Below are 14,976 nucleotides of genomic sequence, written 5' to 3' on the forward strand. Positions count from 1 at the left end.
TGGGTGTCCTCTGCGGGCGAACTCCACGGTTGCCCGGTGACGTCCAGTGGATCACCCGGGCGGCGCTGGCCGGGCTGCGGGGAGGGTCAGGAGTAGACGTGCGGCGCGAGCACACCGATGCCCCGCAGGTTGCGGTAGCGCTCGTCGTAGTCGAGGCCGAACCCGACCACGAAGGCGTCGGGGATCTCGAAGCCGGCGTACTTCACGTCGACCTCGACCTTGGCGGCCTCGGGCTTGCGGAGCAGGGCGACGATCTCGACGCTCGCGGCCCCGCGTGACTCGAGGTTCTGCTTGAGCCAGGACAGCGTCAGTCCGGAGTCGATGATGTCCTCGACGATGATGACGTCGCGGTCGTGCAGGTCGGTGTCGAGGTCCTTGAGGATCCGCACGACACCGGACGACTTCGTGCCGGAGCCGTACGACGACACGGCCATCCAGTCCATGCGCGCCTGCATCTTGAGGTGCCGCGAGAAGTCGGCCATCACCATGACCGCGCCCTTGAGCACGCCCACGAGCAGCGGGTCACGCCCGGCGTAGTCCCGGTCCACCGCGGCGGCGAGTTCGGCGATCTTGTCGTCGATCTGCTCGGGGGTGAAGAGCACTTCGGAGAGGTCGTCCTGCACGTCGGAGAGTTCCACCGGACCAGCCTAACGTCCTGGCTGCGCCTGCCCCGCGGCGAAGAGCACCCGGTCCCCGACGCGGGTGGCGGTGACACCCGGCAGGGTGATCGGCCCCTGCCCGTGCCAGTCCGTGACGAGCCGGCACACCTCGAGCGTCTGCGTCCGCGAGAGCGTCACGCCGAACTCCCCCTCGACCGCCAGCCGGACGAGTCGCTGCCGCAGGGCGGGCGGGTTCGCCGCGAGCCCCGGCACCGAGAGCGAGATGCCCGCCTCGGAGTGCTCGGCCAGGTCCTCCGCCATCTCCTCGGCGAAGTGGTCGAGGGCGGCGGCGTCCTCGCGGAGCTGGTCGGCGGTGCGGGCCAGGGCCTCGGGCACGCCGGTGCCGAGTTCGCGTTCGAGCACCGGCATGAGGGCGCTGCGGACGCGGACCCGCGTGAACGCCGGGTCCTCGTTCTGCGGGTCGTCCCACGGCACCAGCCCCGCGGCCGCGCACGCCTGCCGCGTGGTGGCCCGGCGGAGGCCGAGCATCGGTCGGCCGAGCGACGGACCCGGGCGGTCGGGACGGACGAGCGGAGCCATCCCGGACAGGCTGTCCGGCCCGCTGCCGCGGAGCAGCCCGAGCAGCACCGTCTCCGCCTGGTCGTCGAGGGTGTGGCCGAGCAGGACGAGGGGTGACCACTCGCTCGCCGCGACCCGCGCGATCGACGCGTGGCGGGCCTCCCGGGCGGCGGCCTCCGGCCCTCCCGCGGTGCCGACCGCGACCTGGTCGACGACGACGGGCGCCAGTCCGAGCGCGGCGGCCTTCCGGGAGGCCCGTTCCGCGACCGCCTCGGACCCGGCCTGGAGTGCGTGGTCGACGACCACCGCTCCGGCGAGCAGGCCCTGCTTCGGCGCCTCGAACGCGGTCGCGGCGGCGAGCGCGAGCGAGTCGGCCCCGCCGCTGAGGGCGACGAGGACCAGGTTGCCGTCGGCCAGGACCCCCTCGTCGCGGGCTCGGGTCAGGTGGGTGCGGACCGCCAGACGGACGGCGGCGACGGCCGGGTCCAGCCGGGGGCGCTCGGAGTTCACCCGGTAACGTTAGCCGGGCCGTCCCGACGGCGGACAGACCCATCACGACACCAGAACCAAGGAGTGCACATGGCCGCGTACGACGTCGTCGTCGAGATCCCCAAGGGCAGCCGCAACAAGTACGAGGTCGACCACGAGACCGGTCGCGTGTACCTGGACCGCGTGCTCTTCACCTCGTTCGTCTACCCGACGGACTACGGCTTCTTCGAGAAGACCCTGGCCGACGACGGCGACCCCGTCGACGCGCTGCTCCTGCTCGAGTACCCGACCTTCCCGGGCGTGGGCGTGAAGGTCCGCCCCGTCGGCGTCTTCAAGATGAGCGACGAGGCCGGCAACGACGCGAAGGTCCTCGTGGTCCCCGCGAAGGACCCGCGCTGGGCGCACATCCAGGACATCTCGGACGTCGACGACCAGACGAAGGCCGAGATCGCGCACTTCTTCGAGCGCTACAAGGACCTCGAGCCGAACAAGTGGGTCAAGGCCGAGGGCTGGGGCGACGCCGCCGAGGCCGAGGCCATCGTGCAGGCCGGCCAGGCGGCCTACGTGCCCGCCGGTCACTGACGCCGGGGCCTCGCGCCCCGCAACGCACAACGCGCCCCGTTCCGACGGGGCGCGTTGTCCTTTGTGGGGCGCGTTGTGTCCGTGGTGCGCCGTGGCGGGTCGCGTCAGACCGCGCCGGAGGGCCGCGCCACGTAGGGCAGGAGCTGGCTCGGCGTCCAGATCGGGCGCTCGACGACGCCGACCCGGGGGTTCGCGGCCTCGACCATCATGCCGCCGCCCGTGTAGATCGAGTCGTGGTACCCACCGGAAGCGGCACCGTTGTTCGAGTAGAACAGGATGTCGCCGGGCTGGCGCTGGGACATCGGCACGAGTCGGCCGATCGAACCGAAGTAGTTGTACTGCCAGACGACGTTGTGGCCGCCGGTCGCGATGCCCTGCGAGTTGTACGCCATCATCACGAGGCCGGAGCAGTCCCACGTGCTCGGGCCGGCGCCGCCCAGGACGTACGGCTTGCCGAGCTGCCCGCGCGCGTACGAGATCGCTCCGGCGGCCTTCGACGGGCTGCTGATCGGCTTGGGCGCCGGGGCGGGCGCGGGTGCCGGCTTCGGCGCGGCCGGCTTCGGCGCCGGGGCGGGAGCGGCGGGTCGCGGCGCTGCCGGCTTCGGCGCGGCGGGCTTCGGCGCGGCGGGCTTGGGCGCGGAGGGCTTGGGCGCGGCCGGCTTCGGGGCAGCCGGGGCCGGGACAGCGGGGTTCACCGGGTCCGAGGACGGACCCGAGCCCGTCGAGCCGCCGTCGCCGGAGTTGCCGCCGGTGCCGGCGTTGCTGTCGCCGTCGGTGTCCCCGGTGGTCGCGGCGGGACGAGACGCACCGCCGGATGCCCGTGCGGCGTCACGCTTCGCCTGCGCGGCGAGCGCGATCTCGGCCTGCTTCGCCTGCTCCGCCGTCCAGTAGGCCTGCTCGGTGGCGACCGTGGTGCCCTTGAGGAAGGCGAGCTGCTCGAGCACCTCGTCCTGGGCCTCCTGGCCGGCCTGCAGGTCTGCCTGTGCGTCGGCGGCGACGTCGTTGGCGGCGTCGAGGGCGCGCTTCGTGGCGGTCGTCGCGTCCGCGAGGGCCGTCGTGGCCTGGCGCTGCTGCGCCGCGAGGGAGTCGACCGTGCGCTGGTCGGCCTGCGCCCGCTCGAGCACGGTGGCCGACCGCTCGGACAGGTGCGACATCGTGCCGACCTGGTAGAGCAGGTCGTCGGCGTCGGTCGAGTCGACGAGCATCGAGGTCGACAGGTCGCCACCGCCGGAGCGCGAGAGCTCGACGACGAGTGCGGCGACCTGGCCGGCGGACCGGTCCGCCGCTGCCTGTGCCCGCTTCGACCGCGCGGTGAGGGCGTCGAGGGTGTCCTTCGCCTCCTGCTGCTCCGAGGCGGCGAGGGCGTACGTCTGCCCGGCTTCCTGCACCGTCGCGCCCGTGCGGTCGACCTTGTCCTGCAGCGTCGACATCCGGGCGGTGAGCGCGTCGACCGTGCGCTGCTGCTCCGCCTGGTCGTCCTTGGCGGCCTGCACGTCCTTCCACGACGGAGCGGAGGGTGCTGCCTGCGCCGGCACGGCGACCGCGAGGGACAGCCCCAGGCTGAGCATCGAGACGGTGGCGAGACCACAGGCGAGGGAACGTGCAGGCTTCTTCATACGGGTCGGTGCCTCCTGGCAGTGCTCGTGCTCATACCGAGATCCCCCGCGCTGCCATGAAGGGGACGGGGTCGACGGCGGCGCCGTTCACCCGGGTCTCGAAGTGCAGGTGGCAGCCGGTCGACCACCCGGTCGAACCGACCTGGGCGATCTGCTGCCCGGCGGTGACGTGCTGCCCGGCGGACACCATGATCCCGCCGTCGACGACGTGCCCGTAGGCCGTCGAGATGCCGCCGCCGTTGTCGAGGATGACCTCGTTGCCGTAGCCGCCGCCGTTGCCCGCGAACGTCACGGTGCCGGACGCCGCCGCGTAGATCGGGGAGTAGCAGGCCGGTGCCAGGTCGACGCCCGCGTGCAGCGTGTAGACGTGCGTGTACGGGTCGACGCGGAGGCCGTAGGGGCTCGACTGGAAGCCGGCTGCCGGGCGGACCCACCCGGAGGCGGCCGCCGCGCCACCGGCGGGAGGACCGCCGGCCGCGGGGACGCCGCCGGTCGCGGCCGGCGGGAGGGCCTTCGCGGCCTCCGCCGCAGCCGCCGCACGGGCGGCCGCCAGGCGGGCCTGGCGCGCCTTCTCGGCGCGGACGCCCTTCTCGTAGCCGGCCTGCGTCGTCTTCGTCCGGGACGTCAGGAGGGCGAGCTGCGCCTCCAGACGGTCCTGGTTGGCCGTCTGCGCGGCGACCGCGGCCTGCGCCTGGTCGGCAGCGCCCTGGGCGGCGCGCATCTTGGTCTGCGCCTCGTCGGCGAGGTCCCCGAGCGCCTGCTCGGCCACCTTCGATTTGTCGGCGAGCGACTGGGCGGTGCCGCGGTCCTGGCTCGCCTCGGAGTAGATGCCGTCGGCCTGCTCGGTGAGCTTCGACATGGCGCCGAGTTCGTAGAGCAGGTCGCCCGACCCGGACGGCTCGGTGAGGAGGTCCGTGGTCACGCTGTCGGAGCTGGCCCGGCCGAGCTGCGCGGCGAGCTGGCCGGCCTGCGCCTCGGACGCGTCGGCGGTCGTCTCGGCCGCGTCGGCCTGCGACTGGAGCTTGCGCTGTTCGAGGGCCTTGCGGTCGTAGTTCGTCTGCGCGGTCTGGTACGCGGTACCGGCAGCGGCGGCGGCCTTCCGCTTCGCGGAGGACTCGGACTCGAGCTGCCCGATGAGGTCCTCGATCTCGGACACCTTCGACGCCTGTGCGGCCTGCGAGTGCTTGGCGGCCTGCACGTCGTCCCAGGTCGGGTAGCTCGCTGCCGAGGCGGCACCCGTCGGCACGAGCGCCACGAGTGCCCCGGCCGCGAGCACGACGGTGACCCCGGCGGCCAGGAAGCGGCGACGGGGACGAGCGGGGAGGGAGGAGGGGATCGTCATGGTCTCGATTTCGTAACGGTGCGGTGCGGCGCGCGTCACACTGTCAACAGACGCAACAGTAACAACACGACTCAGCGCACGGACACCCCCGACGAGGGGGAGAGGACGCGGTCGATGCTCCCATCGGGGAGGTCGGCCGCTCGGGACCCCGCTCCGGGAGCAGCCTGAGGGTCCGTCGAGGTGCGTCGTCGAGGTCCGGACAACGGGCCGGACAGCGGACCGGACAGTGGACAGGACAGCGGACCGGCCGGTGGTGCTGGTGGCCGCGTCCGCCGCGGCGCCTCTGCCCTCCGCTCGGCGCCGCGACACGCCGAAGGACACCGTTCCGCGGGCTCGATTTGGCAAGAGGGCCGACCGTCCGTATGCTTGTCCATCGGTAGCGCACTGCACTGCTTGCGGCCCCATCGTTTAGTGGCCTAGGACACCGCCCTTTCACGGCGGCAGCACGGGTTCGAATCCCGTTGGGGTCACTCCTCATCTGGGGACAGCAAGCAGAACAGAACGAGACTAGAGCAACACAAGTAATTCCACATGGCCCTGTAGCGCAGTTGGTTAGCGTGCCGCCCTGTCACGGCGGAGGTCGCGGGTTCAAGTCCCGTCAGGGTCGCCACGGCTGGGTAGCTCAGTTGGTAGAGCGTTCGACTGAAAATCGAAAGGTCCGCGGATCGACGCCGCGTCCAGCCACGGTGAAGAGCCCCTCACGAGAGTGAGGGGCTCTTTTTTGTTGCCAGGTGGCCGGGCGGCGTGGATCGACGCAGCACACCGGGGTGGCCCGAACCACGGGGATCCGCGGTTCGAGCCACGTCCGGTCGTGCGAGACCGGGACGCTCGACTCGGCCGGGCGGCGGGCTACGCCTCGCGGGTCTTCGGGCTGCTGTCGTTCGTCTTCGCCGGGTCGCGCTCCACGACGGCGCCGAGGGCGTCGTCGATGCGGGACATCAGCTCGGCGGGGATCTGCACCCCGGCAGCGCCGGCGTTGTCGTGCACCTGCTCCGGGCGCGAGGCGCCGATGATGGCGGACGCGACGTTCTCGTTCTGCAGCACCCACGCGACGGCGAGCTGCGCCATCGACAGGCTGAGTTCGTCCGCGACCGGCTTGAGCTCCTGCACGGCCGAGAGCACCTCGTCGTTCATGAAGCGGGAGATCATCTTCGCGCCGCCCTTGTCGTCGGTGGCGCGGGAGCCCTCGGGCAGCGGCTGACCGGGCTGGTACTTGCCGGTGAGCACGCCCTGGGCGATCGGCGACCAGACGATCTGCGAGATGCCGAGCTCCTTCGAGGTGGGGACGACCTCCTCCTCGATGACCCGCCACAGCGCGGAGTACTGCGGCTGGTTCGAGACGAGCTGGAAGCCGAGGTCCTTCGCGAGCGCCGCACCGGCACGGAGCTGGTCCGCGGTCCACTCCGAGACGCCGACGTACAGCACCTTGCCCTGGCGCACGATGTCGGCGAACGCCTGCATCGTCTCCTCGAGCGGGGTCTCGTGGTCGTAGCGGTGCGCCTGGTACAGGTCGACGTAGTCGGTCTGCAGACGGCCGAGCGAGCCGTCGATCGACTCGAGGATGTGCTTGCGCGACAGCCCGGTGTCGTTGTGCCCCTTGGGGCCGGTCGGGCCGAAGACCTTCGTGGCGATCTCGAGCGACTGACGGCGCTCCCCCTTGAGCGCCTCACCGAGGACGGTCTCCGCGCCGGTGTTGGCGTAGACGTCGGCGGTGTCGAACGTCGAGATGCCGACGTCGAGCGCTGCCCGGACGCAGGCGATCGCCGCGTCGTTCTCGACCTGGGAGGCGTGGGTGAGCCAGTTGCCGTACGTGATCTCGGAGACCTTGAGGCCCGAGTTGCCGAGGTAGCGGTACTCCATGTGCGTGTCACTCCTGTCGTGGCCGCGTCGGTGCGGCACGCCCGTGACGGTACGCGGCGTCGACGGTGCAGGATCGCAAGGGACGCGGTGCGCAGTTGCACCGCCGGGAGCAAGGGAGCATCCATGACCGGACCGAGCGTGCTGTTCATCGGCGGGAGCGGCGTCATCAGCGCCGCCTGCGTGCGCGAGGCGGTGGACCAGGGCTTCGACGTGTCGGTGCTCAACCGGGGCACGACGGAGAAGCGGGCGATCCCGGATGCGGTGACGCGCCTCCAGGCCGACGTGTCGGACCGCGACGCCGTCGCGGCGGCACTCGGCGACCGCACCTTCGACGTGGTCGCGGACTTCGTGGCGTTCACGCCCGACCAGGTGCAGGCCGACGTCGACCTGTTCGCCGGGAAGACCCGGCAGTACGTGTTCATCAGCTCGGCTTCGGCCTATCAGACCCCGCCGACGCACCTGCCGGTGACGGAGTCGACGCCGCTGAAGAACCCGTACTGGCAGTACTCGCGCGACAAGATCGCGTGCGAGGACCTGCTCGTCGCGGCGTACCGGCAGGACGACTTCCCGATGACGATCATCCGGCCGTCGCACACCTACGACGAGACGCTGCTGCCGTTCGACGGCGGGTGGACCGTGGTCGACCGGATGCGCCGCGGCAAGCCCGTCGTCGTGCCGGGTGACGGGACGTCGCTGTGGACGCTCACGCACGTGCGGGACTTCGCCGTCGCGTTCGTCGGGGTGCTCGACCGCGCCGAGGCGATCGGCGAGGCGTTCCACATCACCGGCCAGGAGTCGCCGACGTGGGACCGCATCCACCAGGAGGTCGCGGCCGCAGCGGGAGCGCCGGAGCCGACGATCGTGCACGTGCCCTCGGACGCCATCATGGCCGCCGACGCCGAGTGGGGCGCCGGGGTCGTGGGCGACAAGGCGAACAGCATGGTGTTCGACAACAGCAAGGTGCGGACGCTCGTGCCGGGCTGGGCGGCGCGTACCACGTTCCGCGAGGGCGCCCGTGAGCTGGTCGCCTGGTACGACGCACACCCCGAGGCGCAGGTCGTCGACGAGGAGAAGGACGCGCTGATGGACCGCCTCGCCGAGGCGTACGCGCCGGGCCGCGTCTAGCGGGCACCGACGGACGGGAGGCGCGGGACTGATCGGTCCCGCGCCTCCCAATCGGTGCGGAGTGCGCTGCGGCGGCGGCCGAGGCGGCCGCAGGAGCCGTCAGGCCAGGTCGCGGATGACCGCGCCGAGGGCCTGCATCGCGGTGGCGATCTCCTCGTCGGTGACGACGAGCGGCGGGGCGAAGCGGATCGTCGACCCGTGCGTGTCCTTCACGAGCACGCCGCGGGCGGCCAGGGCCTTCGCGACCTGCTTGCCGGTGCCGAGCGCGGGGTCGATGTCGATCCCGGCCCAGAGTCCGGCGACGCGGTGGGCGACGACGCCCTCGCCGACGAGCTCGTCGAGGTACCCGCGGAGGACCGGTTCGCCCTCGAGTGCCCGCTGCTGGAACGTGCCCTCGGCGAGCATCGCGACGACCTCGGCCCCGACGGCCGCGGCGAGCGGGTTGCCCCCGAACGTGGAGCCGTGCTCCCCGGGGCGCAGGACCCCGAGCACGTCGGCGCGACCGACCACGGCGGACACCGGGACGATGCCGCCGCCGAGGGCCTTGCCGAGCGTGACGAGGTCGGGCGTGACGCCGACGCGCTGGACGGCGAGGGTGTGGCCGGTGCGACCGAGGCCGGACTGGATCTCGTCGGCGATGAACAGCGCACCGAACTCGTCGCAGACCTCGCGGACGGCGGGCAGGTAGTCGGCGGGCGGGATGACCACGCCGCCCTCGCCCTGGATCGGCTCGAGCAGCACGGCCACGACGGTGTCGTCCATCGCCGCTCGGAGAGCGTCGGCGTCGCCGTACGGGACGGTGCGGAAGCCGGGCGTGTACGGGCCGAAGTCGTTCCGCGCGTCGGGGTCGTCCGAGAACGAGATGATCGTCGTCGTCCGGCCGTGGAAGTTCCCGCTCGCGACGACGACGGTCGCCTGCCCGGCCGGCACGCCCTTGACCCGGTAGCCCCAGGCGCGGGCGACCTTGATCGCGGACTCGACGGCCTCGGCCCCGGTGTTCATCGGCAGCATCATCTCGGTGCCGGTGAGCTCGGTGAGCCCGGCCGCGAACGGCCCGAGCCGGTCGTTCACGAACGCACGGCTCGTCAGCGTCACCCGGTCGAGCTGGTCGCGGGCAGCGGTGAGGAGGCGCGGGTTGCCGTGGCCGAAGTTGACCGCCGAGTACGCGGCCAGGCCGTCCAGGTAGGTGCGGCCGTCGACGTCGGTGACGGTCGCCCCGTGGCCGGACGCGATGACGACCGGCAGCGGGCTGTAGTTGTGCGCGAGGGCACGGTCCTCGACGGCGAGCGCCGCCACCGTGGCCGGGCCGGGTGCGTGCGACGCGGTGGTGTGCGCAGTGTCCCGGCCGACGTCCTGGCCGGCGTGCCGGTCGGTGTCGCCGGACATCAGGACCGCGCCACCGACGTGCCGGTGCCGATCGGGTGCAGGTCGAGCGTGCAGCACTTCACGCCGCCGCCGCCGAGGAGGAGCTCGGACAGGTCGACGCCGATCGGGTTGTAGCCCTTCTCGCGGAGCTGCTCCGCGAACCGGACGGCACGCGAGGCGATCACGACGTTGTACCCGTCGGAGTACGAGTTGAGGCCCAGGATGGCGGCGTCCTCCTCGGTGGCGATGATCGCGTCCGGGAAGCGCTCGCGCAGGATGGCCAGGGACGGCTCGTCGAAGGCGCTCTCGAGGTACGCGATGTTCGACCTGCCCTCGGCGTCGGGCTCCGGGTCGAGGGCGGCGATGGCGGTGTCGAGGTGGTAGAAGCTCGGGTTGATGAGCGTGAGGGTGACGACCTCACGGCCGTACACACGGGCGAGCTCCTCGTGCGAGGTGCTGTCCGAGCGGAAGCCGGTGCCGGCGTAGATCGTGTCGCCGATGAGCAGGAAGTCGCCCTCGCCCTCGTTGGTCTCCTCGGGCTCGGCCACGGTCAGGCCGGCCTGGCGGAACCAGTCCATGTAGGCCGGGCCCTCGGGCTGCCGCTCCGGGTACTGGAACTTCGCGCCGTACGCGACGCCGTCGAGCACGAAGCCACCGTTGGCCGCGTAGACCATGTCCGGCAGGCCCTCGATCGGGTCGATCTGGTGGATCTCGAAGCCGAGCTGCTCGTAGACCTCGACCAGGGACTGCCACTGCTCGACGGCCTTCGAGGTGTCGGTCGGCTCCTCCGGGTGCATCCAGGGGTTGATCCGGTAGCTGACCGTGTAGTGGGTCGGCTTGCACATCAGGACGGTGCGCTTGGTGGCCGTGCGCTGCGGAGCGGCGGCGGGCTGGGGTGCGGTGTTCGACACGAGGTCCTCCAGGACCGGGGCCCGAGCCTGCCAGGAACCACCACGGTGAGAGCTCCGACGAGACGCAGGCTCACTCGCCGGAGGCGGACCAGGTCGACGCCTGGGGGAAGTCAACCACAGGAGGGAGGCCGAGCACAGCACCCCACCCCCGCTCTGGGCGCACGTTTCCTGCGTCGGACGGCCCGGACCCGCAAGGACCCCGCGTACGATGGGGACAATGGATTCGCTCGACCACCGCATCCTCGACCAGCTGCGGGAGAACGCCCGCGCCGGCTACGGCGACATCGGCTCGGTCGTCGGGCTCTCCGCCTCCGCGGTGAAGCGCCGCGTCGACCGCCTCGTGGCCGACGGCGTCATCCAGGGCTTCACGATCAAGGTCGACCCCGCCGTCGACGATCGTGGCACCGAGGCGTGGGTCGAGCTGTACTGCCGCGGCACCGTCTCGCCCGACGAACTCCGCACGCTGCTCGACGCCGTGCCCGAGGTCGTCGACGCCGGGACGGTCACCGGCAGCGCCGACGCCGTCGTGCACATGCGGTCGCGGGACCTGCCGGCCCTCGAGGAGGCGCTCGACCGCGTCCGCCTGGCGCCCCAGGTCGACCACACCCGCTCGGCGATCGTCCTGTCGAAGCTCGTCAGCCGCGGCTCCGACTGACCCTCACCCTCGGCCCACGAGAGAGGGGCTAGGTTCGCGTGCATGGGACGGGAGACGACAGCCGGGAGGCGCGGCGGGCCTCCCGGGTCGCCCACCGCCCGGCGGATGGTCACCGCCGCAGCCGCGGCCTACGTCGTCAACTGCCTGTGGGGCACCGCCGTGGCGGTGCGCCTGATCCGCACCCGGAAGCTGCGGATCGTGCACCACGGTCTGTTCGTCGTCACCGCGACCCTGACCGGCGTCGCCGCGACGACCCCCCTGTGGACCCGGTCGCGCGCGGGCCTGTTCCTGCTGCCGGCGCTCGTGCCCCTCGCGCTCGCTCCACGGACCAACCCCCGCAGCGGAGCACACTGGAGGACCGCGGTCGCCGCTGCGCCGTCCTACCTGGGGGCGGTCCTGCTCCGGCGCTGACCGCGTCCGCCGATCGAGCCCGAAGGACACCAGTGGAACTCGTCGAGGCCATCCGCCGCCGCCGCACCACCAACGGGGCGTTCCTGCCCGACCCCGTCTCCGAGGAACACCAGCGGCTGCTGGTCGAACTCGCCGGCCGGGCCCCCTCGCAGCTGAACAGCCAGCCGTGGCGGTTCGTGCTCGTCGAGGAGCGCGAGACAATCGACCGGATCGCCGACATCAGCGGCAGCACCATGACGAAGACGATGTCCGAGGGCACGTTCTTCGAGCGGTACCGGCCCTACTTCCGGTTCTCGCAGGCCGAGATGGACGAGCGGCGCGACGGCATGCTCTTCGACAAACTGCCGGCACCGCTGCGCCCCTTCACGAGCCAGGTGTTCACGAAGCGCGGGCAGTTCCTCATGAACGCGCTCCGGGTGCCGCAGACCCTCGGCGAGGAGAACCGGAAGCTCGTCGCCGGGTCGCCGCTGCTGCTCGGCGTGATGCTCGACCGTGACGAGTACCGGAAGGAGGCCCGCAACGCCTTCTACTCCGTGTTCAGCATGGGCGCTGCGATGGAGAACGTCTGGCTCGCCACCACCGAACTCGGCCTGGGGATCCAGTTCGTCTCGTTCCCGATGGAGATCGAGGAGTCGTGGCACCAGGTGGAGCAGCTGCTCGAGGTCCCGCCCGAGCTCGAGCTGATGGCCGTGTACCGGATCGGCTACACCCCGCCGGAGCGTCGGCGACCCGCGATCGACTGGGTCTCGAACGAGCGGAAGCGTCCCTCGCAGTTCGTGTTCCGCGGCACGTGTGCCACCCCGCAGCAGGGGTGGGACGATCGATCGGCGGTCGGGCACATCACGCCCGAGGCGACGGACGGGAGCACGGCATGACGGCGACACGGACCGGGGACGGTGCACCGCGCCTCCAGCCCGTCACCCCCGGCGCGCCCGCGCTGCCGGGTCGGCCCTGGATCGAGCAGGCCTGGCGCGACGTCGTCTTCGTGCACTGGCGCGTCGACGTCTCCGCGGTCGCGCCGCTGCTGCCCGCCGGCACCCGGCCGGACACCATCGCACCGGACGGCACCGACGACGGGGTCACCACGTGGGTGGGCCTCATCGCGTTCAGCTTCGAGGACACGCGGTTCCCGCCGTTCGGGCCCCTCGGCCGGACCGGCAGCGTCGGCGACTTCCTCGAGGTGAACGTCCGCGTCTACACCCGGGACGACACCGGTCGACGGGGTGTCGTGTTCCTGTCCCTCGACGCCGGGAGGTTCCTGCCGGCGGTCGCGGCACGGTTGGTCACCGGCACGCCGTACCACTGGGCGCGGGTGGCGCGGCGGCACGACGGGGACCGGATGGCGTACGCGGTCCGGCGGCACGGGACGCACCTGCGGTCGGTCCTCGACGTCGAGGTCGGCGCTCCCGTCGCGGAGCCGACGGCCGTCGAGTCGTTCCTCACCGCGCGCTGGGGCATGCACGTGGGGCGGGCCGGACGGACCTCGTGGTGGCCGAACGAGCACGACCCGTGGGTGCTGCACCGCGCCACGCTGCGGTCGGTGCGCGACGACCTGGTCGGGGCGGCGGGACTGCCCCTGGCGCTGACGGAGCTCGAACCGGACTCGGTGCTGTACTCCCCCGGTGTCGTGACGCGGTTCGCGGGGCCGCGGGCCTGACGTCGCCGGCCCGTGGCGCACCCGGGGGACAGCGGCTGACCGCCGAGCGTCCGCCGTCGCGTACAACGGGTGCATGACACGAGTGGCAGTGGTGACCGGTGGATCGGCTGGACTGGGACGGGCCACGGTCCGGGAACTCGCGGCCCGCGGGTGGGACGTGGCCGTCCTGGCACGCGGGGAGGACGGGGTGCACGCCGCCGTCGCCGAGGTCGAGGCGGCCGGACGGCGCGGGCTCGCCCTGGTCGCCGACGTCGCGGACCGACAGGCCGTCGAGGACGCCTCGGACCGTGTCGAGGCCGAGCTCGGCCCCATCGACCTGTGGGTGAATGGCGTCATGGTCGGAGTGTTCGGGAAGTTCCTCGACACCGACCCGGAGGACTTCGAGCGCGCCACGCACGTCAACTACGTCGGCTTCGTGAACGGCACCCGCGCCGCCCTGAGCCGCATGGTCCCCCGCGACTCCGGGCACGTCATCCAGGTCGGCTCGGCCCTCGGCTCGCGCGGCATCCCGCTCCAGGGCGCCTACTGCGGGGCGAAGCACGCCATCGTCGGCTTCACCGAGTCCGTCGTGTCCGAGCTCATCGACCAGGGCAGCGCCGTGAAGGTCAGCCGCGTGGACATGCCGGCCCTCAACACGATCCAGTTCGGCTGGGTGAAGTCGACGCTGCCGCACCACGCCCAGCCCGTCGCACCGATCTACCAGCCCGAGGTCGGTGCCCGCGCGATCGCCGCCACCGCCGAGCACCCCCGCCGCCGCACCTGGGTCGGCGAGTCCACCGTCTACACGATCCTGGGCAACCGCATCAGCGGCCGGTTCGCCGACTGGTACGCCGCGAAGACCCTGGTGTCGGGACAGCAGATCCCGGACAAGGACGGCGAGGAGATCGGCGTGAACCTGTACGAGCCGGTCCCCGGTGACCACGGGGCGCACGGGGCCTTCGACGAGCAGTCGCACGCGTGGTCGCCGCAGACCTGGTGGGTCGAGCACCGCCGCCTGGGCAACGGGATCATCGGCGCTGCCCTCGGCGTCGCCGGGTTGGCCGTCGCCACCGCAGCGGGACGCCGACGATGAGCCGCACGCGAGCGCAGCGCGCGGTCCTCGTCGAGGTGCTCCGCGCGGGCATCGGCGTCGCGCACCTGGCCGGTGCACGTCGTTCGCTCGGTCGGCCCGCCCTGCTCGGCCGCGTCCTCGGCGTCCGGCAGCTCACGCAGGCGGGGCTCCTCCTGCGCTCCGGCTCTCCCGACGCGCACACCGTCAGCGCGCTGGTGGACGCCACCCACGGCGTGACGATGGTGCCGCTGGCCCTGCTCGACCGGCAGTCCCGCCGCTTCGCGGTCCGGCAGCTCTGGATCGCGACCCTCCTGACCGTGCTCGAGGTCGCGCTCGTCGGTCGCGGTCGGAAGCGCTGAGCCGGCCGCGCTGACGACGACGCCCCCGCGGACCTGACGGTCGGCGGGGGCGTTCGGCGTTCGGCGTCGGCCCATTCAGCGCTGGCCCGGCCGGCGCTGGCCCGTTCGGCGCTGGCCCGTTCGGCCTTGGGGCGTCGCGGCCGCTACTCGACCTCGGACGCGGGGTCCTCGGCCTCGACACCCGTCTCGGCCATGCGGTCGCGCAGGTGGTCGGCCATGACGCCGGCGCCCTCGTGCCCGTGGTCCTGCGTCACCTGCTCGACGAGGCCGTGCAGCTTCTCGTCGTTGGTCGCATCGGTGGCACCGTCCATGATCGGCGCGGTCTGGACTTCGTCGTTCTCTGCTCCACTCATGCCTGGAACGCTACGCCGGGCA

The 14,976-nt window shown here is 72.3% G+C and carries 16 protein-coding genes and 3 tRNA genes; 11 read left to right on the forward strand and 8 right to left on the reverse strand.

Annotated elements, in window-relative coordinates; genetic code table 11:
* Positions 1 to 86: 86 nt before the first annotated feature.
* Positions 87 to 638 (reverse strand): hypoxanthine phosphoribosyltransferase, encoded by a 552-nt coding sequence (gene hpt, locus KM842_RS12665; protein WP_216258877.1) that lies wholly within the window; start codon positions 636 to 638, stop codon positions 87 to 89.
* 9 nt (positions 639 to 647) lie between these two features.
* A complete protein-coding gene (gene tilS / locus KM842_RS12670; protein ID WP_216258879.1) occupies positions 648 to 1,688 on the reverse strand; it encodes a tRNA lysidine(34) synthetase TilS in 1,041 nt (346 codons plus the stop codon).
* Between the two features lie 69 nt (positions 1,689 to 1,757).
* On the opposite strand from tilS, the gene KM842_RS12675 reads away from it, so the two are divergent.
* Complete coding sequence (locus tag KM842_RS12675; protein WP_216258881.1) at positions 1,758 to 2,249, forward strand: inorganic diphosphatase; 492 nt, start codon at positions 1,758 to 1,760, stop codon at positions 2,247 to 2,249.
* 104 nt (positions 2,250 to 2,353) lie between these two features.
* Here the strand turns inward: KM842_RS12675 and KM842_RS12680 are convergent, their stop codons facing one another.
* Positions 2,354 to 3,865 carry a C40 family peptidase gene (locus tag KM842_RS12680; protein ID WP_216258883.1) on the reverse strand — a complete coding sequence of 504 codons (1,512 nt, stop codon included), beginning with the start codon at positions 3,863 to 3,865 and terminating at the stop codon, positions 2,354 to 2,356.
* 31 nt (positions 3,866 to 3,896) lie between these two features.
* Positions 3,897 to 5,207, reverse strand: a complete 1,311-nt coding sequence (locus tag KM842_RS12685; RefSeq protein ID WP_216258885.1) for a M23 family metallopeptidase — start codon at positions 5,205 to 5,207, stop codon at positions 3,897 to 3,899.
* Between the two features lie 397 nt (positions 5,208 to 5,604).
* Between KM842_RS12685 and KM842_RS12690 the strand changes: the two genes are divergently transcribed.
* From KM842_RS12690 to KM842_RS12700, 3 genes are all read left to right on the forward strand, one after another.
* Positions 5,605 to 5,677 (forward strand) — tRNA-Glu (locus KM842_RS12690).
* 63 nt (positions 5,678 to 5,740) lie between these two features.
* Positions 5,741 to 5,817, forward strand: a tRNA-Asp gene (locus KM842_RS12695).
* A 1-nt stretch (position 5,818) separates the two neighbouring features.
* Positions 5,819 to 5,891, forward strand: a tRNA-Phe gene (locus KM842_RS12700).
* 165 nt (positions 5,892 to 6,056) lie between these two features.
* Here the strand turns inward: KM842_RS12700 and KM842_RS12705 are convergent.
* A complete protein-coding gene (locus tag KM842_RS12705) occupies positions 6,057 to 7,067 on the reverse strand; it encodes an aldo/keto reductase family protein (RefSeq protein WP_216262410.1) in 1,011 nt (336 codons plus the stop codon).
* Between the two features lie 123 nt (positions 7,068 to 7,190).
* Between KM842_RS12705 and KM842_RS12710 the strand changes: the two genes are divergently transcribed.
* Complete coding sequence (locus KM842_RS12710; RefSeq protein WP_216258887.1) at positions 7,191 to 8,192, forward strand: SDR family oxidoreductase; 1,002 nt, start codon at positions 7,191 to 7,193, stop codon at positions 8,190 to 8,192.
* 99 nt (positions 8,193 to 8,291) lie between these two features.
* On the opposite strand, the gene rocD is transcribed toward KM842_RS12710, so the two are convergent.
* Both rocD and ddaH read right to left on the reverse strand, forming a co-directional pair.
* A complete protein-coding gene (rocD, locus tag KM842_RS12715) occupies positions 8,292 to 9,578 on the reverse strand; it encodes an ornithine--oxo-acid transaminase (RefSeq protein WP_216258889.1) in 1,287 nt (428 codons plus the stop codon).
* Positions 9,578 to 10,468, reverse strand: coding sequence for a dimethylargininase (gene ddaH / locus KM842_RS12720; RefSeq protein WP_216258891.1), 891 nt, complete (start codon positions 10,466 to 10,468; stop codon positions 9,578 to 9,580). The genes rocD and ddaH overlap by 1 nt, the downstream gene beginning before the upstream one ends.
* A 217-nt stretch (positions 10,469 to 10,685) precedes the next feature.
* Between ddaH and KM842_RS12725 the strand changes: the two genes are divergently transcribed.
* The 6 genes from KM842_RS12725 (at position 10,686) to KM842_RS12750 (ending at position 14,601) form a co-directional block, all read left to right on the forward strand.
* Positions 10,686 to 11,123 carry an Lrp/AsnC family transcriptional regulator gene (locus KM842_RS12725; RefSeq protein ID WP_111076413.1) on the forward strand — a complete coding sequence of 146 codons (438 nt, stop codon included), beginning with the start codon at positions 10,686 to 10,688 and terminating at the stop codon, positions 11,121 to 11,123.
* 105 nt (positions 11,124 to 11,228) lie between these two features.
* Entirely contained in the window at positions 11,229 to 11,534 is a 306-nt protein-coding gene (locus KM842_RS12730) for a hypothetical protein (RefSeq protein ID WP_216258893.1), read from the forward strand.
* 32 nt (positions 11,535 to 11,566) lie between these two features.
* Positions 11,567 to 12,409 (forward strand): nitroreductase family protein, encoded by an 843-nt coding sequence (locus KM842_RS12735; protein ID WP_216258895.1) that lies wholly within the window; start codon positions 11,567 to 11,569, stop codon positions 12,407 to 12,409.
* Positions 12,406 to 13,191, forward strand: a complete 786-nt coding sequence (locus KM842_RS12740; protein WP_216258897.1) for a YqjF family protein — start codon at positions 12,406 to 12,408, stop codon at positions 13,189 to 13,191. The genes KM842_RS12735 and KM842_RS12740 overlap by 4 nt, the downstream gene beginning before the upstream one ends.
* Positions 13,192 to 13,264: 73 nt before the next feature.
* Complete coding sequence (locus KM842_RS12745; RefSeq protein WP_216258898.1) at positions 13,265 to 14,263, forward strand: SDR family oxidoreductase; 999 nt, start codon at positions 13,265 to 13,267, stop codon at positions 14,261 to 14,263.
* On the forward strand, positions 14,260 to 14,601 hold the full coding sequence (locus tag KM842_RS12750; RefSeq protein ID WP_216258900.1) for a hypothetical protein: 342 nt from the start codon (positions 14,260 to 14,262) through the stop codon (positions 14,599 to 14,601). Before KM842_RS12745 ends, KM842_RS12750 begins: the two co-directional genes overlap by 4 nt.
* Positions 14,602 to 14,744: 143 nt before the next feature.
* Here the strand turns inward: KM842_RS12750 and KM842_RS12755 are convergent, their stop codons facing one another.
* Positions 14,745 to 14,954: a hypothetical protein gene (locus tag KM842_RS12755; RefSeq protein WP_216258903.1), complete on the reverse strand. Its 210-nt coding sequence runs from the start codon at positions 14,952 to 14,954 to the stop codon at positions 14,745 to 14,747.
* Between the last annotated feature and the right edge of the window lie 22 nt (positions 14,955 to 14,976).

It is taken from the genome of Curtobacterium sp. L6-1, from assembly GCF_018885305.1.
GTDB lineage: Bacteria > Actinomycetota > Actinomycetes > Actinomycetales > Microbacteriaceae > Curtobacterium > Curtobacterium aetherium.